Origin of the sequence: Rhizobium viscosum (assembly GCF_014873945.1) — a bacterium.
GTDB lineage: Bacteria > Pseudomonadota > Alphaproteobacteria > Rhizobiales > Rhizobiaceae > Rhizobium > Rhizobium viscosum.
Genome location: NZ_JADBEC010000001.1, coordinates 2,817,426 through 2,835,996, shown reverse-complemented (window position 1 = coordinate 2,835,996; position 18,571 = coordinate 2,817,426). Strand labels below are relative to the sequence as shown.

Annotated in this window: 20 protein-coding genes; 8 read left to right on the top strand and 12 right to left on the bottom strand. The window is 61.0% G+C overall.

Annotated elements, in window-relative coordinates:
• Position 1 precedes the first annotated feature (1 nt).
• From murA to H4W29_RS13865, 3 genes are all read right to left on the bottom strand, one after another.
• Positions 2-1,324, bottom strand: a complete 1,323-nt coding sequence (gene murA / locus H4W29_RS13875) for a UDP-N-acetylglucosamine 1-carboxyvinyltransferase (RefSeq protein ID WP_192729417.1) — start codon at positions 1,322-1,324, stop codon at positions 2-4.
• Between the two features lie 195 nt (positions 1,325-1,519).
• Positions 1,520-2,932, bottom strand: coding sequence for a vanillate/3-O-methylgallate O-demethylase (gene ligM, locus H4W29_RS13870; RefSeq protein WP_192729416.1), 1,413 nt, complete (start codon positions 2,930-2,932; stop codon positions 1,520-1,522).
• Positions 2,933-3,088: 156 nt separating this feature from the next.
• Positions 3,089-3,823, bottom strand: a complete 735-nt coding sequence (locus H4W29_RS13865) for a GntR family transcriptional regulator (RefSeq protein WP_192729415.1) — start codon at positions 3,821-3,823, stop codon at positions 3,089-3,091.
• A gap of 197 nt (positions 3,824-4,020) precedes the next feature.
• On the opposite strand from H4W29_RS13865, the gene H4W29_RS13860 reads away from it, so the two are divergent.
• The 4 genes from H4W29_RS13860 to H4W29_RS13845 are packed head-to-tail and all read left to right on the top strand — an operon-like array spanning position 4,021 to position 6,238.
• Positions 4,021-4,731, top strand: a complete 711-nt coding sequence (locus tag H4W29_RS13860) for an alpha/beta fold hydrolase (RefSeq protein ID WP_192729414.1) — start codon at positions 4,021-4,023, stop codon at positions 4,729-4,731.
• Entirely contained in the window at positions 4,724-5,077 is a 354-nt protein-coding gene (locus tag H4W29_RS13855; RefSeq protein ID WP_192729413.1) for an extradiol ring-cleavage dioxygenase, read from the top strand. The genes H4W29_RS13860 and H4W29_RS13855 overlap by 8 nt, the downstream gene beginning before the upstream one ends.
• The gene (locus tag H4W29_RS13850; RefSeq protein ID WP_192729412.1) at positions 5,070-5,912 is read left to right on the top strand and encodes a class III extradiol dioxygenase family protein; all 843 of its coding nucleotides are present in this window, start codon (positions 5,070-5,072) and stop codon (positions 5,910-5,912) included. Before H4W29_RS13855 ends, H4W29_RS13850 begins: the two co-directional genes overlap by 8 nt.
• Positions 5,912-6,238, top strand: coding sequence for a YciI family protein (locus H4W29_RS13845; RefSeq protein WP_192729411.1), 327 nt, complete (start codon positions 5,912-5,914; stop codon positions 6,236-6,238). Before H4W29_RS13850 ends, H4W29_RS13845 begins: the two co-directional genes overlap by 1 nt.
• Positions 6,239-6,388: 150 nt before the next feature.
• Here H4W29_RS13845 and H4W29_RS13840 read toward each other — a convergent pair whose 3' ends face one another.
• The 5 genes from H4W29_RS13840 to H4W29_RS13820 are packed head-to-tail and all read right to left on the bottom strand — an operon-like array spanning position 6,389 to position 10,720.
• Entirely contained in the window at positions 6,389-7,255 is an 867-nt protein-coding gene (locus H4W29_RS13840; RefSeq protein ID WP_192729410.1) for an NAD(P)-dependent oxidoreductase, read from the bottom strand.
• A gap of 51 nt (positions 7,256-7,306) precedes the next feature.
• Positions 7,307-8,365, bottom strand: a complete 1,059-nt coding sequence (locus tag H4W29_RS13835) for a 4-oxalomesaconate tautomerase (RefSeq protein WP_210332173.1) — start codon at positions 8,363-8,365, stop codon at positions 7,307-7,309.
• Positions 8,358-9,029: a 4-carboxy-4-hydroxy-2-oxoadipate aldolase/oxaloacetate decarboxylase gene (locus tag H4W29_RS13830; protein ID WP_192729409.1), complete on the bottom strand. Its 672-nt coding sequence runs from the start codon at positions 9,027-9,029 to the stop codon at positions 8,358-8,360. Before H4W29_RS13830 ends, H4W29_RS13835 begins: the two co-directional genes overlap by 8 nt.
• Complete coding sequence (locus tag H4W29_RS13825) at positions 9,029-9,757, bottom strand: PIG-L deacetylase family protein (protein WP_192729408.1); 729 nt, start codon at positions 9,755-9,757, stop codon at positions 9,029-9,031. Before H4W29_RS13825 ends, H4W29_RS13830 begins: the two co-directional genes overlap by 1 nt.
• Positions 9,758-9,760: 3 nt before the next feature.
• Positions 9,761-10,720 carry a VOC family protein gene (locus tag H4W29_RS13820; protein ID WP_192729407.1) on the bottom strand — a complete coding sequence of 320 codons (960 nt, stop codon included), beginning with the start codon at positions 10,718-10,720 and terminating at the stop codon, positions 9,761-9,763.
• Positions 10,721-11,060: 340 nt separating this feature from the next.
• On the opposite strand from H4W29_RS13820, the gene H4W29_RS13815 reads away from it, so the two are divergent.
• The 3 genes from H4W29_RS13815 to H4W29_RS13805 all read left to right on the top strand — a co-directional run bounded on the left by H4W29_RS13815 (position 11,061) and on the right by H4W29_RS13805 (position 14,289).
• On the top strand, positions 11,061-11,981 hold the full coding sequence (locus tag H4W29_RS13815) for a methylenetetrahydrofolate reductase (RefSeq protein ID WP_192729406.1): 921 nt from the start codon (positions 11,061-11,063) through the stop codon (positions 11,979-11,981).
• Positions 11,982-12,013: 32 nt separating this feature from the next.
• Complete coding sequence (locus H4W29_RS13810; RefSeq protein WP_192729405.1) at positions 12,014-13,210, top strand: LysR family transcriptional regulator; 1,197 nt, start codon at positions 12,014-12,016, stop codon at positions 13,208-13,210.
• A 107-nt stretch (positions 13,211-13,317) separates the two neighbouring features.
• Positions 13,318-14,289, top strand: coding sequence for a D-2-hydroxyacid dehydrogenase family protein (locus H4W29_RS13805; protein ID WP_192729404.1), 972 nt, complete (start codon positions 13,318-13,320; stop codon positions 14,287-14,289).
• A gap of 35 nt (positions 14,290-14,324) precedes the next feature.
• On the opposite strand, the gene H4W29_RS13800 is transcribed toward H4W29_RS13805, so the two are convergent.
• From H4W29_RS13800 to H4W29_RS13790, 3 genes are read right to left on the bottom strand one after another with little or no spacing between them, the layout of a single operon-like run.
• Positions 14,325-15,251 (bottom strand): dihydrodipicolinate synthase family protein, encoded by a 927-nt coding sequence (locus H4W29_RS13800; protein ID WP_192729403.1) that lies wholly within the window; start codon positions 15,249-15,251, stop codon positions 14,325-14,327.
• Positions 15,248-15,952: a ribonuclease activity regulator RraA gene (locus tag H4W29_RS13795; RefSeq protein ID WP_192729402.1), complete on the bottom strand. Its 705-nt coding sequence runs from the start codon at positions 15,950-15,952 to the stop codon at positions 15,248-15,250. Before H4W29_RS13795 ends, H4W29_RS13800 begins: the two co-directional genes overlap by 4 nt.
• A gap of 10 nt (positions 15,953-15,962) precedes the next feature.
• Complete coding sequence (locus H4W29_RS13790; protein ID WP_376776565.1) at positions 15,963-16,748, bottom strand: SDR family oxidoreductase; 786 nt, start codon at positions 16,746-16,748, stop codon at positions 15,963-15,965.
• Between the two features lie 93 nt (positions 16,749-16,841).
• On the opposite strand from H4W29_RS13790, the gene H4W29_RS13785 reads away from it, so the two are divergent.
• Entirely contained in the window at positions 16,842-17,723 is an 882-nt protein-coding gene (locus H4W29_RS13785) for a LysR family transcriptional regulator (protein WP_192729401.1), read from the top strand.
• Here the strand turns inward: H4W29_RS13785 and H4W29_RS13780 are convergent.
• Entirely contained in the window at positions 17,720-18,550 is an 831-nt protein-coding gene (locus tag H4W29_RS13780) for a glycoside hydrolase family 16 protein (RefSeq protein ID WP_192729400.1), read from the bottom strand. The genes H4W29_RS13785 and H4W29_RS13780 overlap by 4 nt on opposite strands.
• Positions 18,551-18,571: the final 21 nt, after the last annotated feature.

Sequence of the window (18,571 nt, the reverse complement as noted above, 5' to 3'; positions counted from 1 at the left end):
TTTATGCCTCGCGCGGCGGCACGCGGGTAATGCGCGCGCCGAGCGCATTGAGGCGCTCCTCGATCCGCTCATAGCCGCGTTCGATCTGCTGGGCATTGTTGATGACGCTCGTTCCCTCGGCGCACATGGCGGCGATAAGCATCGCCATGCCGGCACGGATGTCAGGGCTTTCCACCTGTGCGGCGCGCAACTTGGACGGGCCGGCGACAATTGCGCGGTGCGGATCGCAAAGCACGATGCGCGCGCCCATGGTAATCAGCTTGTCGACGAAGAACATCCGGCTTTCGAACATCTTCTCGAACATCAACACCACGCCGTCACACTGCGAGGCAGTGACGATGGCAATCGACATTGTATCGGCCGGGAAAGCCGGCCAGGGCTGATCCTCGATCTTCGGAATGTGCCCACCGAAATCCGGCTGGATCTTCATCTCCTGCCCCGTCGGCACCACAAGATCGTCGCCTTCGATACGGCAGCGGATGCCGAGACGCTCGAAGGTCATCAGCGTCGAACGCAGATGCTCCACACCCGCGCGGCGGATGACGATCTCGGAACCGGTGACGGCAGCAAGGCCGATCAGCGAGCCGATCTCATTATGATCGGGGCCGATGCGATGCGAGGCGCCACCAAGCGGCTGGCCGCCATGAACGATCATGGTGTTGGTGCCGATACCCTCGATCTTCGCACCCATGGCGATGAGGAAATGCGCGAGATCCTGAACATGCGGCTCGGACGCGCAATTGCGCAAGATTGTCTTACCCTCGGCAGCAACAGCCGCGCAGAGCGCATTCTCCGTCGCGGTGACCGATGGTTCGTCCAGGAAAACGTCGGCACCGCGCAGGTGTCCGGCGCGGAAACTATAGGAACCGTTGACGCTGATCTCGGCACCGAGCTGTTCGAGTGCCAGGAAGTGGGTGTCGACGCGGCGACGGCCGATGACATCGCCGCCCGGTGGCGGCAGCGTGATCTCGCCGCAACGCGCCAGCATCGGGCCAGCAAGCAGGATGGATGCGCGAATGCGGGCGCAGAGGCCAGGGTCGAGATCGGCCGGCTTCAGATCACTCGCTTCAATCTCGAGTTCGTTGCGGCCGAGCCAGCGCGCCTTGGCACCGACGGACTGGATTAGCTCGACCAGCGCTTCGACATCACGGATGCGCGGCACGTTGGTCAGATGCACGAGCTTGTCGGTCAGCAGCGAGGCGGCAATGATCGGCAGGGCAGCATTCTTGTTGCCACTCGGCTGGATCTCGCCGGCAAGGCGATGGCCGCCCTCGACGATGTACTGAATTCGCTCATGCGGCTGGGCCTGTGCCACTGCTGTCATCCTTGTTCGATTCGATTTTTCAGGAGGCATATCTGCGTTGTCATTGTGACATCGGAGTGATCGCCGATCGGGAAGTGTGGCTGTTTTAACAGCTGCCATGCGTGGACGGCTAGAGGCAATGCGCGAGGACGAATCCATGAAAAACGGCGCCCTCCCGGGCGCCGTCGTTAACACCGTGGATGGAAGTGTCGGATTTCAGCCCTTCTTGCTACGCCAGCTGTCGGCGTAATTCTCGCGGGCTTCACGGGAATAGGGAGTGGGCGACACACGCACACGGATTTCCGCCTGCTTGTGCGGCTCGACCGAGGTCTTGCCTGACCCACCATCGGGTTCGCCCCAGACGAGGGTCAGTACATCGCCAACCTCAATATCGGCATCGACGATGCCGAGCGAGAGCATGCAGCGCTCGTTGTAGCTGTAGCCATTGAACATCGACATGCCGACCATCTTGCCGTCGCGCATGATCTTGTCGGCGCTTGTCGAGGCATAGTTCGGCTGCGGGAAATCGATCCACTTGAAATGATCCTCGCCCGGCCGGAAGGCCGAGGCGATGACATTGACGACATCCTCGGCATTCCACTCAAAGGTCACCTTCTTGCGGCTCGTCTGGCCCTTCATTTTCTCGAGCGCGGACTTGCCGATGAAATCGTCCTTCTTCCAGCCGATGTAGAAGTCGTAGCCGAGTTCGAACGGCGTGACGTAATAGTCCTCGATATTGCTGGTAACGAAGCTGCCGCCGATCGCGCCTGTTGCCTCGTAGCTGTCAGCGCCCAGCCAATCGCGATAGGCCGCCAGCATGCCGTCACCCGTATAGATGCCGGGCAGCGGCGACGGGATCCAGCCGGATTCCAGCGTATTGGTGGAATAGGCGCGGCTGCCGCAGCGAACGAGATCGACGCCGGCCGCCTTTGCCGATTCCAGGATGACAGAGTGGATATAGGCCTTGTCTTCGTAAGGCCCCCAGATTTCCAGGCCCGGCGCGCCGGACATGCCGTGACGCAGCGCATTCACGGTCTTCGAGCCGACCTTGATCTTATCGACATGGAAGAACTTGATGTCGGGGATCGGTCCGCCATTCATCTTCTCGAAGATCTTGGGAGCATCCGGTCCCTGGATCTGGTAGCGGTAGTGCGTGCGCAGCACACGCTCGCCTTCCGGACGTGAGGGCGAACGTGGGTCATATTTCAGGCGCACGTTCCACTTGCCATAGGCAGCGCAGAACATCAGCCAGTTGGAGGTCGGCGCGCGGCCGACGAGGATGAATTTGTCTTCCCGTTCACGGAAGATGATCTGGTCGCCAATCACATGACCGGCAGGCGTGACCGGCACGAAATGCTTGGCGCGGTTGGTATCGAAATTCGCGAAGGAGTTGACGCCATGATGGGCAAGGAACTTCTCCGCATCCGGGCCTTCGACGGTCAGTTCGTCCATATGGTGCGACTGGTCGAAGAGGACGGCGGAGTTGCGCCACGCGGCCTGCTCCGAACGCCAGTTGGAAAACTCGGCCGCCACGACCGGGTATACATACATGCCGACTTTGGAGTTACGCAGCAACTCCACCGTATTGCCGGCCGACTTCAAAACTTCGGATAGGTTCGATCTCGCCACCTGATGTCCTCCCATTGGCATGCGATAATGTATACATGAAATGCCCAATGCGATCAGATTGCAAGCCCATTTTCACCCGGCAGCACCCAGTTTAATGCTCCGAAAATGAAAAGGGCGGCCGTCAGCCGCCCTTCTGAAGCAGGAATTATCTGAAAATTACCGGTGAATCAGCGCAAGTCCCCTGATCTGCTCGATCAGGGTTGGGTCCTCCGCCAGAATGTATTCAAGATTACGCCGCGCCGTCCGTGCGTGCTCCCGCGCGATCGCTTCAGCACGGCTGCCTTCGCGCGCCTCGATCGCACTGACGAGGGCTCTGTGCTGGTCCTGTGCGGAGCGCAGCGAACGGCGGAAGGCGGTGATATCAGCCTTGTCGGGCAGGAACGCCGAGGGCGAGGCAAAGGGCAACGAACTCGCCCGCTCCACCTCACGCCTGATAATCTCGCTGCCGGCGAGTGCTGCAAGCTGATGGTGGAATTTTTCGTTGAGGTCGGAATAGGCGTCAAAATCGACATCGTCGAGTTGCTCGCCGAAACAGGCATCAAGCTTGATCACCGTGTGCTTGATCTCATCGAGCGCTTCGGGCGCGGCTCCGCGCTCCGCTGCCAGCCTTGCCGCCATGCCTTCCATGACACCCCGCACCTCGATGGAATCCACCACATCGGCAAAGCCGAAGCGGCGGACCACAAAGCCGCCATTTGGCAGACGGTCGAGTAGCCCCTCCTCCGTCAGCCGGGACATGGCCTCGCGCACCGGTGTGCGTGAAATATCGAGCGCCTCCGCCAGCGGCACTTCAAAGAGGCGCGTGCCGCCCTGCAACTCACCGCTCAAAATCTTTTCCCGCAACTCGATAACGGCGCGACGGCCATGCGTTGCGGCTTCACTCTGCTTCATCGGCGCCTCCAATCCCGGCTAAATGTATATAGCAGCGCGAACGCATACAAAACCCCACGCCGAACCATCACCCTAGCACAGATTTGTATGCATATGAGAGGCCCTGCCCACGTGAAATAGCAATTATCGCAGCCATATCAGCCGATCTCTTGACATAATGTATACATTTGTGATGTCTGGTTAACGGGAGGAAAATCATGTCAACGCTCGTCCTCATTCCGGGGCTTGTGTCCGACGGCATTGTCTGGGCGCCGCTTGCCGAGGCTGTCGCGCAGCACATGGCTGTGCATGCAGCCGATATCTCTCGCACCTCCTCGATATCAGCCATGGCGGAAAGCGCTCTCGCTGCCACCGACGGCGATCTGATCGTGGTTGGCCACTCCATGGGCGGTCGCGTCGCCATGGAAATGGCTCGCATTGCACCGGACCGCGTCCGCGGGCTGGTGCTTGCCAATACCGGCCATCACCCGAAACGCGACGGCGAGGAAATCAGACGTCAGCAGATGATCGACCTTGGTCACCGCAGTATGGAAAAACTGGCGGATGAGTGGCTGCCGCCCATGCTGAGTCCAGCCCGGCTGGCGGATGCGGAACTCATCACCAGCCTGCGCGCCATGGTGCTGCGAGCCGGCCCCGATCTGCATGAGCGGCAGATCCGCGCATTGATCAGCCGGCCGAACGCCAGCGCCTATATGGCCGAACTCGGCTGTCCTATCCTGCTCGTTGCCGCGCGCCACGATGGTTGGAGCCCGATCGTCCAGCATCAGGAAATCGCGGACGCGGCATCCGATACAGAACTCGTCATTATCGAAGATGCCGGCCACTTCGCACCGGTAGAACGGCCAGTCGAAGTTACAGCCGCAATCGCCAACTGGCTGACGCGCAGATTTGGAGGAATTCATGCCTGAGAATACCGCGACCATTCCCGATACGCCGCTCTTCGACCGGGCCGGCTCGATCCGTGGCTACCGGCTCAACAAGATGGCGATGGCACTGAGTCAGCCCGCTAACCGCGACGCCTTCAAGGCGGATGAGGATGCCTATCTCACTCGCTTCGGCCTGAGCAACGAGGAAAAGGCCGCCGTCAAAAGCCGCGACTGGCATGAGATGGTGCGCCTCGGCGGCAATCTGTTCTTCATCCTGAAGATCGCCGCTGTCGACCCGACGCCGATCACTCAGATCGGTGCCGCGCAGGCCGGCATGTCGCATGAGGATTTTCTCTACGAAAGACTGGGAAAGAAAAGACATGGCTAAAATCATCGGCGGCCTCGGAACGAGCCACGTCCCATCGATCGGTGCTGCCCTGGACAAGGGCCTGCGCGACACACCGGACTGGAAGCCCTTCTTCGACGGTTACGAAGCCGGCAAGCAATGGATGCGTGAGGCAAAACCCGATATCGCCGTCGTGATCTTCAACGACCACGGCAACAGCTTCTTCCTCGACCGCGTGCCGACTTTCGCAGTGGGCGTAGCGGAAACCTATCAACCGGTCGATGAAGGCTGGGGACCACGGTCCATTCCAGCCTTCGAAGGCGCCGCCGATTTCTCCTGGCACTTCGTCGACAGACTGGTCGAACGTCACTTCGATCCGCTGGTCTGCCGCGAGATCGAGGTCGATCACGGCTTGCAGGTGCCCATGGAACTGTTCTTCGGAAGGCCGGCGCGCTGGCCGGTCAAGGTTCTGCCGATCTGGGTGAACACCATCCAGTATCCGATCCCCACACCGCAGCGCTGCTGGGAAATGGGCAAAGTGCTGCGCGAGGCGATCGAAAGCTGGCCCGGCGACGAGCGCGTCGTCATTCTCGGCACCGGCGGCCTGTCGCATCAGTTGCAGGGCGCGCGCGCCGGTTTCATCAATCAAGCGGCCGACCGCGCCTGGCTGGATGGCATCGCCGCCAATCCGGAACACTACCGCGCCATGAGCCGTGAGGATTATGTCGAGCAATTCGGTTCCGAAGGCGCCGAACTCATCATGTGGCTGGTCATGCGCGCCGCCATGAACGAGCAGGTCAATCTCATCCACAAGCACTATCACGCGCCCGCCTCCATGACCGGCGCCGGCATGGTCGTTCTAGAAAACGCCGCCTGATGCCCGCCTTCTTCCTTATGCGCTGTTTGCATCGTTCCGGGCAGGATAGCGCCCGCGACCTGCACCGCCCGGCCCATCGCGCATGGGTACAATCCGGCGGCGAGGGCCTCGCGACAGTGCTGATTGGCTCTGCCTTGCACGATGACAATGGAGCCTCTATCGGCAATTTCGGCATACTGGAGACCGCAGGTCTTGCTGAAGCAAAAGCCTTTGCTGAAGGCGACCCTTTCAACAAGGCGGGCATTGTGGCAGAGATTGAACTTACGCCATTGCCGGCGACATTCCCGGCCGGACGCATCAGCGACCCGATGACACCAAGGACATAGAATTCAAGTTCCGCACCAGCGGGAGGGGTGCCCCGGAGAGGGGCAGATGAGGGGGCTGGCAAAGCAAGGGAGGGAACGACCGGATCGAGAGAGACGGTTGCTTGCGCGCTACGGCCCCCTCATCCGCCGTACGATCCCAACCTCGGATACTCATCCCTTCTGAGGCTTCAACCGCAACTCCAGGACACGCCCGACAGTTTCTTCCAGCCCGCCAGTCTGGCCGAGGCCGCAAGCACCCATGCGCTCCTGCACCTCGGCAATCTCCATCGCCAATCCGTCGCGAAGCCCAAGCGCATTGAGCGTCGCGGCACTTTCGCGCATCTCCGCCGCCCGCCGCCGCCCATGTCGCGTCGTGCGCTCCATTTGATATTCGGCAAATTGCGGCCAGTTGAGGCCAGGGAAAGAACCGGAAAGGGATGAAAGGATTTCTTCGTAACAACCTGACGCCTTCGCCGCGAGCAAGGCCTCGACAGTGATCGCCTCCAGTCCTTTGACGAATAGCGAGCGCACCATCTTGATTGCTGTCGCAGCACCAGCCGCCGGCCCCGCAATCTCAGCAGAAAACCCAAGGGCCAAAAGCTCCGGCAGCAACCTCTCAGCAGGAGCACCCGCAAGTAAAACGGGCGTCTGGTGTTTACGCGGATGAACCGGCGCCATGACAGCCATGTCGAGATAATCGCCGCCTGCAGCCTCCACGGCGGCTGCCGTCTCCCGCTTTCGGCCCGGTGATACGGAATTGATATCGATAACCACCTGCCCCTGCCGCAGATGTGGCAGGAGCGGTTCGACGGCAAGCAGGCTCTGGTCGGCGGTCACAGCGCTGAACACCCAGTCCGCCTCCGAAAGTCCGGCAATGGTCTCGGAAATATCGGCACCACGGGCGCGCATCGCCTCGCGTATGGCTTCGTCCTCTGAAGCGAGCAGGATATCATAGGCGATGAAACTCAAACCAAGCCGGCTCAAACCCTCATGAAAGGCTCTCGCTGCTTCGCCATAGCCCAGAAACCCGATCCTCATCTCAGTCTCCTATTTTGCGAAAGACCGCGCCGCGACTGAACGCTGCCGCAATCAAGCAAAGACATATCCGTCGAAAAGCTTGCGGGCGGTGCGCAGCACTGCGGCATTGGTCACGACGCCGCTCCTGACCGTCGCGATCACGCTCATTTCTCCGGTCGGATGCTCGACCGAGATCAGTTTCTCGTCACCATCAGGCACCACAGCCAGTTGCGCCGCCGGCCCTTCCGGCAGAAGGCAGGCTGTCGCAATGCTGACGGCACCGAGCACGCCGATCGCATCATGGCAGCGATGCGGAATGAAGGTGCGCGTCGAGATCACACCCCCGGCCTTTGCGGGCGAAACCATCGTCATCTTCGGCACCGATTTCTTGGCGACATCGCCGAGATTCATCATCGGCCCCGCCCGTAGCCGGATCGCCTCCAGCTTCGATTTGAGGTCTCCATTGGCTTCAAGCACGTCAGGCGTTTCCGTCCCTTCGATACCGAGGTCGCTGGCCAGCATGACGACACAGGGCATGCCGTTGTCGATCAACGTGCATTCGATACCCTCGACGACGTCGACGACACGGCCCGTAGGCAGCAGGGCTCCACAGCTTGAGCCCGCGATATCCGCAAAGGTGATTGACACCGCCGCTGCTGTGCCCGGTACCCCATCGATGCGGGCATCCCCCGCATAGGTCACCCGCCGATCCGGCGTGGCGATCTTCGCGGTGGCGATCTGTCCGGTGTTTTCCATGAATATCCGCACTTCGGTCTGCCCGTCCTCGGCCTCGATCAAACCGCGCTCGATGGCAAAGGGTCCGACACCGGCAAGGATGTTGCCGCAGTTCTGCGTATCGGTGACAATGGGCTCATCAACAAAGACCTGCAGGAAGAGATAGTCGACATCGACGCCGGGGCGTTCGGATCGCTTGACGACGGCGATCTTGGAGGTCAGCGGATCCGCCCCGCCCATGCCGTCGATCTGCCGCGGATCGGGCGAGCCCATGACCCGCAGCAGAAATAGGTCACGATCCTCAGGCAGATCTTCCGCCAGGAAATAGCCTCCCTTGGAGGTTCCGCCGCGCATCCACATGCAGCGCACGCCTTCCCCCGCGCTGGGCCTAGACATATTTCAGCCCCTTCTCCGCCAGCCGTTCGCGCATCTTGTAGATATCGAGCCCGAGCTCACCTGCGGCAAGCCGCCGGCGCTTTTCCTCTTCCGCCGCGACCCGCTGCTCCGCCTTGTCGGCAACGTCAGTAGCCTCCTCTAGCCGCACAACGCAGACGCCGTCATCGTCGGCGACGATCACATCGCCCGGATTGACGAGCGCCCCGGCACAGACGACGGGGACATTGACCGAGCCCAGTGTCTCCTTGACGGTGCCCTGCGCAAAGATCGCCTTCGACCAGACCGGAAAATTCATCGCCTTGAGATCGGCGACGTCACGCACCCCGGCATCGATGACAAGCCCGCGGCAGCCTCGCGCCATGGCTGAGGTCGCCAGGAGATCGCCGAAATAGCCGTCTTCGCAGGGGCTGGTCGGTGCAAGCAGCAGGAGATCGCCCGCTCTGATCTGCTCAATCGCCACATGCAGCATCCAGTTGTCGCCCGGAGGAGCGGAAACGGTCACCGCGCTCGCCGCGATCCGCGCGCCCGGATAGATCGGCCGCATGTAGCTTGCGAGCAATCCCTTGCGGCCCTGCGCCTCGTGCACCGTCGCCACTCCGCAGGCGGCGAGGCGATCGACGACGGATTGTTCCGCCCGCTGAATATTCTGAACGACGACACCCATCAGAGCTCGTCCACCGTTCGTGGAAAGACCGACTGGAAGCCCTCGGCATGCGTCGCCTTGCGACCACCAGATTGGCCGCCGGAATTGCGCATGAAATGATTGCCGCGGTTCTCAGCGACATTCTTGTAGTAATGCCAGAGGTGCTCCTGCCCCTCCATGCACTGGATTGCCGCCCACTTCTTCTCCCAGACCGGCGAAATATCGAGAAAGACGTCAGGCTTCCATTCCATCTGCTCGGTCTGATGCGGTTCGAAGAGATAGAGCTGCGGGGCGCCGAGAACCTTCTCGCCGGGATTATGGCCCCAGGCCTGCGCGATCATGCGCGCCTCGAGTGCCACCTGCGTCGCGTACATATGGTCCGTATTGTAGGGATCCCACTTGGAGTGGCTGAGCATGAATTCCGGCTGCACGGCACGGATCACATCGACCAAGCGAAACTTTGCCTCCTGAGCGACGACCAGCGGGTAATCGCCGAGATCGAAGAACTGGATGTCGTGCACGCCAAGCGCCTTGGCGGCATTCTCGGCCTCGACACGCCGAGCCGCTTTCACCTTCTCCAGCGTCATCCCGGCATGCTTCCAGAGCTTGGCGCTCTCGCCGCGTTCGCCATAGGACAGGCAGAGAACGGTGACCTCGTAGCCCTTTTCCTGATGCAGCGCGATAGCACCGCCGCATCGCCAGACGAAATCCGCCGAATGCGCGCTGATGACCAAGGCCGTCTTCGCCATGAACTAGTCCTTCCTCGCCACAGGGGGCGTGCCATGCGTGTGAAATGTCTCGATCGTCTTCAGGCCCCAGGCCTGGCCCTTCTTGCGCTCGGTCTCCGTCCAGGTGACGGTCGGCCAATCGGGCCTCAGGATCAGCCGCGCCCCGGCATTGGCGAGCTCGACGCGATTGCCCGCCGGCTCCCAGACGTAGAGGAAGAAGGTGCCCTGGATTGCATGCTTGTGCGGGCCGGTTTCGATATGGACGCCGTTTTCGAGGAAGATATCTGCCGCGCGCAGAATGTCCTCGCGCTGATCGACGGCGTAAGTAACGTGGTGAAACCGCCCCCTCGCCCCAGTATGGTCCTCGGAATAGGCGATATCATAGGTCTTGTTGTTGACAGTGAACCAACAGCCGCCAAGCCGTCCGTTGTCGAGCTGGATCTGTTCCGTCACCCGGCTGCCGAGCGCCCTGGTCATGAAATCACGGATCGCCCCGACATCGCTTGCAAGCAGGTTCAGATGGTCGAGCCGGCGCGGGCTGGCGCCGCGCCCATGATAGCGCTGGGCGATATTCTTCAGCGCCGGACGCTCACCTTCAGGCGCCTCGTAGACATGCGTGTCGTAGTAGAGCTCGAAAACATGACCGTCCGGATCGGTGAAGCGATAGGCGCGGCCATGTCCCGCATCGCCCTCCACCCAGCCGATGCCGCAGCCCATCTCCTCGATCACCTTCACCCGCCGCTCCAGGGCTTCCGGAGACGAGGTGCGATAGCCGACATGACCGACACCCGTTGTGTCATGGCGCACGAGCTTCAGCGTATGGAATTCATAATCGTCGAAAGCGCGCAGATAGGCGACGCCGTCTTCGATCAGGCTCGGCGTCAACCCATAGACCCGCGTGAAGAAATCAAGGCTTTCGTCGAAGCGGTCGCTGTAAAGCTCAACATGCCCGAGATGGGCGACATCAAAGCAAGGCTCGGTCATGCGCCAAAACCCCAAGCGACGGCTTCGCCGGCTTTCAAAAATCTCATGAGAATCCTCCTCGCAGGCGGACGCCTCCACGTTCACCTGTCGTTGAAAACACTAGGAAGGTTGGCAGCAACGGGCAATTTCGTTCTGCTGACGGGTCATAAGCTGAGGTTACAGATCGATACGGAATCGATCTGATAGGAGCTATTTCATTCGAGATAATGCATACTTTTCTGATTGAGGTAGCGACGATTTTGTCGTTTTTTCATACAAAAATGACTCATAATGATTGAAATAGAATCCATTATGTATACATTTTGAACAGCACGGAGGAGTGCCGAAAGGGAGCGATGGAATGGCTTTGTTGAATTTCACCGGCAAATCCAGGGAGCTTACTACGGAGCCGAAATTCGCAGACATGATCGAGGGGTGGTCGATCGAGGTCATGCCACGCACGGCCGCTAAGGTTGACGACTTTCGCGAACTCCTGCCAGCCGGGACTCGCGTCTATATCGCTCACCTCGACGGCACTCCGATCGAGGATATGGTGGCGACAGCAAGACGGCTGAACCGACAGGGCTTTCCGGTCATGCCGCATCTGCCTGCGCGCAGCATTCCTGATATCGGTACATTGGCGGATTGGTTGGAACGATATCGCGGCGAAGCCGATGTTCGCCAGGCTCTCCTGCTCGGTGGCGGCAGGGCCACGCCTGTAGGAGACTTTCACAGCTCCATGCAATTGGTCGAGACCGGGCTTTTCGACCACCACGGCTTTACTCATCTGCATTTTGCCGGTCATCCGGAAGGCAGCCGTGATGTCGATCCGAATGGATCAACTGCCATGGCCGATCGGGCACTGCGCTGGAAGCAGGATCTCGCCTCCCGAACCGATGCCAGGCTTGCTATCACCACTCAATTCGCCTTCGATCCTCAGCCTGTCATCGACTGGGCTGAACGCATCCAGGCCGCCGGCGTTACCATGCCCATCCATATCGGCATTGCCGGCCCTGCCAGGCTGCAGACGCTGATCAAATACGCCATCTCCTGTGGCATTGGCCCCTCCATGAAGGTGCTGCAGAAACGCGCCATGGACATGAGCAAGCTGCTGCTGCCCTATGAACCGACCGATCTCGTCGCTGCCCTCGCCGATTACAAGGCAAGAAGGCCTGAAAGCCTTATCAGTCAACTGCACATCTTCCCGCTCGGCGGCATCCAGGTGGCGGCCGACTGGATGAACAAACACCGTTCCGTCGAAACACCTATCGCGCTACCCTGACGCGGCCCGGCTGCGGGCTTTCAGGAAGAGCCATGTCGAAGCCGATCCATCCGAACTTCCGCCACATCAGGCTATTCACTGCTTGCGCAGAGACCAGCTCGCTGACATCGGCCGCGACCGCCCTCGGCATCACCCAGCCGGCGGCGTCTCAGGCCCTGCGGCGGTTGGAAGAGCTTCTGGACGCGACCCTGATCGAACGCGATACCATGGCACTGACAGCGGAAGGAAAGATCGTCCTGCCGCGGTTCCGCCGCCTCTGCGACCTCATCCGCCAGGCATGCATATCGACCGCGAAAGCGGCAATCGACATCACCGAGGCGCGTCTGACATGGCCGCACCTGCACGCCCTCACTTCCTTTGCCGAGCACGGAAGCTTCAGCGCCGCAGCTCGCATGATGGAACAATCGGAGCCGGCCGTGCAGCGCGCGGCTCGCGAGGCCGAAGCCGTTATGGGCATTTCCCTCTTCGAAAATTTCGGTCGTAACCTCCGCCTGACGGCGGCAGGTCTTTCCGCCACTCGCTGGTTCAGCCTGGCGCTTGCTGAATTCGAAAGCCTGCGCGACGAGCTCCAGGAGGCCCGCAATCACTATGCCGGCCGTATTTCGGTTGGTACCCTGCCGCTGACCCGAACCTTCCTGGTGCCTGACGTAATCGCGCATCTTGCCAACCGCCATCCGCTCGCACGCTTCGAAATCGTGGAGGGCAGCTACGAGGTGCTGATAGACGATCTCGAGCGAGGCCGCGTCGATATCCTTGTCGGCGCGCTGCGCAAAAACCTCGTCTCGAAAACCCTGTATCAGGAACCGCTCTTCGATTTCGAACTCAGCATCGTCGGGCGCGCCGACCATCCGCTGACGCAGCATCGCGGGATCACCCCCGACGATCTCGCTGACTACTCCTGGGTCGTCGCCCGCCGCGATACGCCTTCGCGCGAAACCTTCAACACCATGGCAGCAACCTTCCCAAAGGACAAACCCGCCCGCCAGAGCGTCGAGACCGGCTCGCTCAATGCCATCAGGGGCGTGCTCCTGAAATCCGATCACCTCGCCCTGCTCTCACGCCACCAGATCCGTTATGAGCTGGAGGCAGGCTTCCTCGCTACGATGGATCATCCGCTGTCTGGTTCCCGCCGCCCCGTCGGCGTCACGTTACGCCGCCATTGGCTGCCGACTGCTCTACAGGCGGAATTTCTGTCTCTGCTCAGAAAGCATTCGGCAGAACTCATCTAGCCCAAACGTCTTTCACGATTGCGCGAGCGGTCCCCATATCCTCGGAATATGCGGTAATGGTTCTCTGGCCGGGACAGCCAGCAACGATGTTTCATGGAGTTCTTCGAATGCCTTTACGCTGCGCCATTCTCGATGATTACCAGCGCGTCGCCCTGTCCATGGCCAACTGGAGCAGCATCGAGGCGAAGGTCGAGATCGACTGTTTCAACGACCGTGTCGCAGACACAGACGCCCTCATTGCTCGGCTCGCGGACTACGAGATCATCGTCGCCATGCGGGAGCGCACCGTCTTCGATGCCGAATGCCTTGGCCGCCTGCCGAAGCTCAAACTGCTGATCACGACCGGGATGGCCAATGCCTCGATAGACATGGCCGCTGCCGCCCGTCTCGGCATCACGGTTGCCGGCACAGGCGGCTTCGTCGGTTCGGCTGCCGAACTCACCTGGGCGCTGCTGATGGCGATCGTTCGCCATATCCCCACGGAAGTCGCGAATTTCCGCGCAGCAAAGGACCCATGGCAACTGTCGGTCGGGCGCGACCTCAGAGGGCTGACGCTCGGCGTCGCCGGGCTTGGCAAGCTCGGCCGGCAGGTTGCTGCTTACGGCCACGCTTTCGGCATGAACGTTATCGGCTGGTCGCGCTCCAACACGCCGGAGAAGAGTGCCGAACTCGGCATCGGCTATGCCGCTACCGTGGACGAATTGCTCCGCGCCGCCGATATCGTCTCGTTGCATCTGACCCTGAATGCCGAAACAAAGGGCATCATCGGCAATCATGAACTCGGCCTGATGAAACCGGGCGCCATCCTTCTCAACACATCCCGAGGACCGCTTGTCGATGAGCAATCACTGATCGCAGCACTGGGAAGCGGCCGTCTCGGCGGCGCCGGCCTCGATGTTTTCGACGAGGAACCACTGCCTGCAAATCACGCCTTCCGGCGGCTCGCCAATGTCGTGGCGACCCCGCATCTCGGCTACGTGACGGAAGAAACCTATCGCATTTTCTACGGGGACGCCGTGGAGGATATCGCAGCCTGGATCGACGGAAAGCCAGTGCGTGTCCTCAATGCGCAGAATTGAGCGGGCTCCCGCTTTGCCGCGGGGAGCCGTTTTCGTCAAACGGGTGCGCGTGGATCATGCCGCGCAAGACGGCGCAGTAGATAGTCGACCTCCGCCCGCGCCGTGGCGCTGAGTACGCTTCCGGGCTTACGCTGCGCATCCGAGGTGATGACGCCCCGGCGCATCAGGACATGCTTGCGAACGGCAAGGCCGACGCCGAGCTGCTGCTCGTAGCGGATCAGCGGCAGATGGGCATCAAAGAGGTCATGCGCCTCATCACGTTTTCCCGCAGCAAACAGATTGACCAGTTCCACCAGCATGTCCGGGAAACCGTAGCCAGTCATGGCGCCGTCGGCACCACGCTCCGGTTCGAAATCGAGGAACATGCCGCCATTGCCGCAGAGGATCGAGATGGGCCGAAGCTCGCCGGCTTTCTGCATGGCGCGCAGCTTTGAGATCTTCTCCAGCCCCGGCCAGTCCTCGTGCTTGAGCATGACACAGGAGGGATGATCGGAAATGATCTTGGCAACCACGCTGGCCGACATGACGACCGTCAGCGTCAGCGGATAATCCTGTAGCACCCACGGAACGTCCGTGCCGACGGCTTCGACGGCCTGCGCGAAATACTGGACGATCTGCTCATCGGTGCGAAGCGCCGGCGTCGGCGCGATCATCACGCCGGCAGCCCCCATGTCCATCGCATCGCGGGCGAGCGAACGCATCGCCGCAAATCCAGGTGCAGAGACGCCGACAACGACCGGCACTCTTGAACGGCCGACCACCTGGCGAATGACTGCTCGCGATTCCGCGGGCTCAAGCTTCGGCGCCTCGCCCATGATCCCGAGGATGGTCATGCCGGTAACGCCGCTGTCCTGATAGAAGTCGGTCAACCGATCGATTGACGGCGCATCGAGAGTACCATCAGGCAGGAATGGCGTGGTTGCGATCGCATAGACGCCCTTTGCGTCAGTTCCGAAGCTCATTGTGCATCCTTCCACGCCTGATAGCGTACCTTGGTTTCCGCGTTCATGGGATAGAGACCGGGCAGCGGCACGCCCCGGTCGATTTCGGTCATGATCCAGCCTTCCATACGCTCCTGTTCCGGCGCTTCAGCAAGCACCACGTCGAGCAGGGCGGCCGGGATGAGCACGGCGCCGTCCTTGTCGGCAACGACGATATCGCCGGGGAAAACCGCAACACCGCCGCAGGCAATCGGCTGCTGCCAGCCGACGAAGGTCAGCCCGGCGACGGAAGGCGGTGCCGCCATGCCGTCGCACCAGACGGGCAGCCCGCTCGCAAGCACACCTTCCAGATCGCGAACCACACCATCGCTGACCAAGGCCGCGACCTTGCGCTTCATCATCCGGGCGCAGAGAATATCGCCGAAGATGCCGGCATCCTGCACACCCATCGCATCGACCACGGCGATGCATCCTTCGGGCATATCCTCGATCGCCGCCCGTGTGGAGATCGGCGAAGCCCAGCTTTCGGGCGTCGCCAGATCCTCCCGCGCCGGCACGAAGCGCAGCGTGAAGGCTGGGCCGACCACCCGCTCCTGGCCCGGCCTTAGCGGCTTTGTGCCGCGCATCCAGACATTCCTGAGCCCCTTTTTCAGAAGCACGGTTGTCAGAGTCGCTGTGGAAACGCCCTTCAGAGTTTCGATAACGGCTGGATCTAGAGACATGGATTGCACCTCATATGCTCTGGATGAGGCCGCCGTCGATGCGGATGACGGAGCCGGTAATATAGGATGCGCGCGGGCTGGCGAGAAAAGCAACCGTGTCGCCATATTCCTCCGGCCGGCCGTAACGCCCGACAGGAATGGCGGCTGTGCTCTCGGCCGTCACCTCTTCCACCGGCCGGTTTTCGCGCTTCGCCTTCTGCTCGTCGAGGAAAGTAATGCGGCCGGTCGCGATGCGCCCTGGCAGCACGATATTGGCGGTAATCCCATCTCGGCCGATCTCACGGGCGAGTGTCTTCGACCAGCCGACTAACGCCAGGCGCAGGCTGTTGGAGATACCCAGATTGGGGATCGGCGCCACGACGCCTGATGACGTGGAGGTGATGACACGGCCCCAACCGCTCGCCTTCATGCCGGGCAGCACGGCATCCGTCACGGCAATCACCGAGCGCACCATCATGTCGAAATATTTCGACCAGGTTTCCGCCGATTGACCGGAGGCCGGTGTCGGTGGCGGTCCGCCCGTATTGTTGACGAGGATATCGACAGCCCCAAAAGTATCGGCGATCACAGCCAGCCTCGCCTCGATGACAGAGAGATCGGCGATATCCCAGCCGATCGCCAGTGCCTTCCCCCCCGCGGAAACGATGCCTTCCGCCGTCTTTGCGGCCGCGGCTTCATCGATATCGGCAACGGCGACGCGAACACCTTCTAAGGCCAATGAGCGGGCAATCGCACCGCCCAATCCACCACCCGCACCGAACACAAGCGCGGTCTTTCCATTCAATTGCATATCCAAGGCAGATACTCCGGTTTCGCCAGCATTATGGCGATCACGAAAAGGAGAAAAATCTCGCTTTTTCTGGTTTCAGAAGATAGAAAAACTTTTCTTATGGAAACGCGCTTTCTCGATACCTTCCTGCTGGTTGCCGAACTCGGATCGCTGGCCGAAGCCTCCCGCCGCCTCGGCATTACGCCGGCCGCGGTCGCCCAGCGCATGCAGGCGCTGGAAGACGATGTCGGCGTGCCGCTGCTGACCCGGGTCGGCCGTCGTGTCCGCCCGACCGATACCGGCCACGCCATCATCGAAAAGAGCCGCAGGATCCTCGCCGAGGTCCGCGATCTGCGCAGCCTTGCCAATGCCGATCTCCCCTCGGGCGAACTCCGCCTCGGCGCCATCACTACTGCGCTGACCGGGCTGCTACCATCAGCCCTGCATGAGGTCTTCGCCAGCATGCCACTAGTGGAGCTCTTCCTGCTGCCAGGGCCGTCGACCGACCTCTACCAGCGGCTGATAGACCGGAATATCGACGCGGCAATCATCGTAAAACCACCTTTTTCGATACCGAAAACATTGGAATGGGAGCTGCTGCGGGCCGAACGTCTGGTTCTCGTGGCCCCCGCCGATTGCCGGGGCGAGAACCCGCACGCGCTCCTGAAGACCCGCCCCTTCATCCGCTACGACCGGAACAACTGGGGCGGCCGCCTTGCCGACGAATATCTTCAAAGACAGGGTTTGAAGCCCGCTGAACGTCTGGAACTCGATTCCCTCGAAGCGATCTCGGTCATGGTCGCTAATGGGCTCGGCGTCTCGCTGGTGCCGGACTGGGCAAGACCCTGGCCGGAAGGCCTCAACCTCGCTGTCCTCGAACTGCCTGTGCCCTTTCCACCGCGAGAGGTCGGGATGCTCTGGCCGCGCAGCTCCCCATCGCGCCGGTTGACCGGCATCGTACTCGACGCGCTCAAACGCTCGCAGACCGCCATCCGGCCCTAATCGTTTTTGGCCGAAATCAGGTTCTTGCGCTGATAGACATGGATATAATCGACCAGCAGATAGGACGGATTCGGCGTTTCATCGATCGGCCAGCCTGACCCGAGCGCAAGATTGACCAGCGGATAGAAGGGCATGTGGAATTCCGGCGGCGTGTCGAAGCTCCAGAGGGGATTGCGATCCAGATAGAAGGTTGATTTCTGCGGGCCGATATCGACGCCAAACGTGTGGTAGTTGCTGCTGAGCGAGCCTTCGGGCACATTCGTCAGATGACCGTCCGTCGTGTGCTGGTTGCTCGGGCGCCAGACATGATAGCCCATGCTGAACTCGCCGGGCGCGCGACCATAATATTCGATCACGTCGATTTCCGAGGTAAATTTGGACCGGTCGAGGCCGATCAGCCAGAAAGCTGGCCAGACGCCCTTGCCGGGCGGCAGCTTCATACGCGCTTCAAAATAGCCGAACGTCTGGGAGAAGCCTTCGCCCTTCGGATTGGTGGAGGCGAGCAGACCAGAGCGCCACTTACCATCCGCATCCTTCCGGGCCTCGATCCGCAAGATGCCGTCATTGACCGTAAACGGGAAACCGTCCATCGGGTCGGTAAATTGGGCATCGCCGAAATCGCCATTCCACGGTGTATGCGCGATCCAGCGCGACCCGTTCTCGCCCCAGGCCGAAGCATCGAGCGTGTTGAAATCTTCGGCAAAGGTCAGCTGGAAATCGTCGAGATTGAGCGGCTCTTCTGCCTCGCTCGGCCGCGGACCAGGCGGGCCGAAAAGGCCGATGACGATCAGAAGCGCAAATCTTCCGGCAAATTTCGCGTGACGCATGTTTCTCCCTCCCGGAGATTT

Coding starts and splice junctions, on each gene's coding strand:
- H4W29_RS13845 (WP_192729411.1), top strand. CDS start 5,912: ATGCCCGCCTTCTTCCTTATGCGCTGTTTGCATCGTTCCGGGCAGGAT.
- H4W29_RS13860 (WP_192729414.1), top strand. CDS start 4,021: ATGTCAACGCTCGTCCTCATTCCGGGGCTTGTGTCCGACGGCATTGTC.
- H4W29_RS13820 (WP_192729407.1), bottom strand. CDS start 10,720: ATGACCGAGCCTTGCTTTGATGTCGCCCATCTCGGGCATGTTGAGCTT.
- H4W29_RS13815 (WP_192729406.1), top strand. CDS start 11,061: ATGGCTTTGTTGAATTTCACCGGCAAATCCAGGGAGCTTACTACGGAG.
- H4W29_RS13835 (WP_210332173.1), bottom strand. CDS start 8,365: ATGTCTAGGCCCAGCGCGGGGGAAGGCGTGCGCTGCATGTGGATGCGC.
- H4W29_RS13855 (WP_192729413.1), top strand. CDS start 4,724: ATGCCTGAGAATACCGCGACCATTCCCGATACGCCGCTCTTCGACCGG.
- H4W29_RS13830 (WP_192729409.1), bottom strand. CDS start 9,029: ATGGGTGTCGTCGTTCAGAATATTCAGCGGGCGGAACAATCCGTCGTC.
- H4W29_RS13795 (WP_192729402.1), bottom strand. CDS start 15,952: ATGTCTCTAGATCCAGCCGTTATCGAAACTCTGAAGGGCGTTTCCACA.
- H4W29_RS13810 (WP_192729405.1), top strand. CDS start 12,014: ATGTCGAAGCCGATCCATCCGAACTTCCGCCACATCAGGCTATTCACT.
- H4W29_RS13840 (WP_192729410.1), bottom strand. CDS start 7,255: ATGAGGATCGGGTTTCTGGGCTATGGCGAAGCAGCGAGAGCCTTTCAT.
- H4W29_RS13865 (WP_192729415.1), bottom strand. CDS start 3,823: ATGAAGCAGAGTGAAGCCGCAACGCATGGCCGTCGCGCCGTTATCGAG.
- murA (WP_192729417.1), bottom strand. CDS start 1,324: ATGACAGCAGTGGCACAGGCCCAGCCGCATGAGCGAATTCAGTACATC.
- H4W29_RS13800 (WP_192729403.1), bottom strand. CDS start 15,251: ATGAGCTTCGGAACTGACGCAAAGGGCGTCTATGCGATCGCAACCACG.
- H4W29_RS13780 (WP_192729400.1), bottom strand. CDS start 18,550: ATGCGTCACGCGAAATTTGCCGGAAGATTTGCGCTTCTGATCGTCATC.
- H4W29_RS13805 (WP_192729404.1), top strand. CDS start 13,318: ATGCCTTTACGCTGCGCCATTCTCGATGATTACCAGCGCGTCGCCCTG.
- H4W29_RS13785 (WP_192729401.1), top strand. CDS start 16,842: ATGGAAACGCGCTTTCTCGATACCTTCCTGCTGGTTGCCGAACTCGGA.
- H4W29_RS13850 (WP_192729412.1), top strand. CDS start 5,070: ATGGCTAAAATCATCGGCGGCCTCGGAACGAGCCACGTCCCATCGATC.
- H4W29_RS13825 (WP_192729408.1), bottom strand. CDS start 9,757: ATGGCGAAGACGGCCTTGGTCATCAGCGCGCATTCGGCGGATTTCGTC.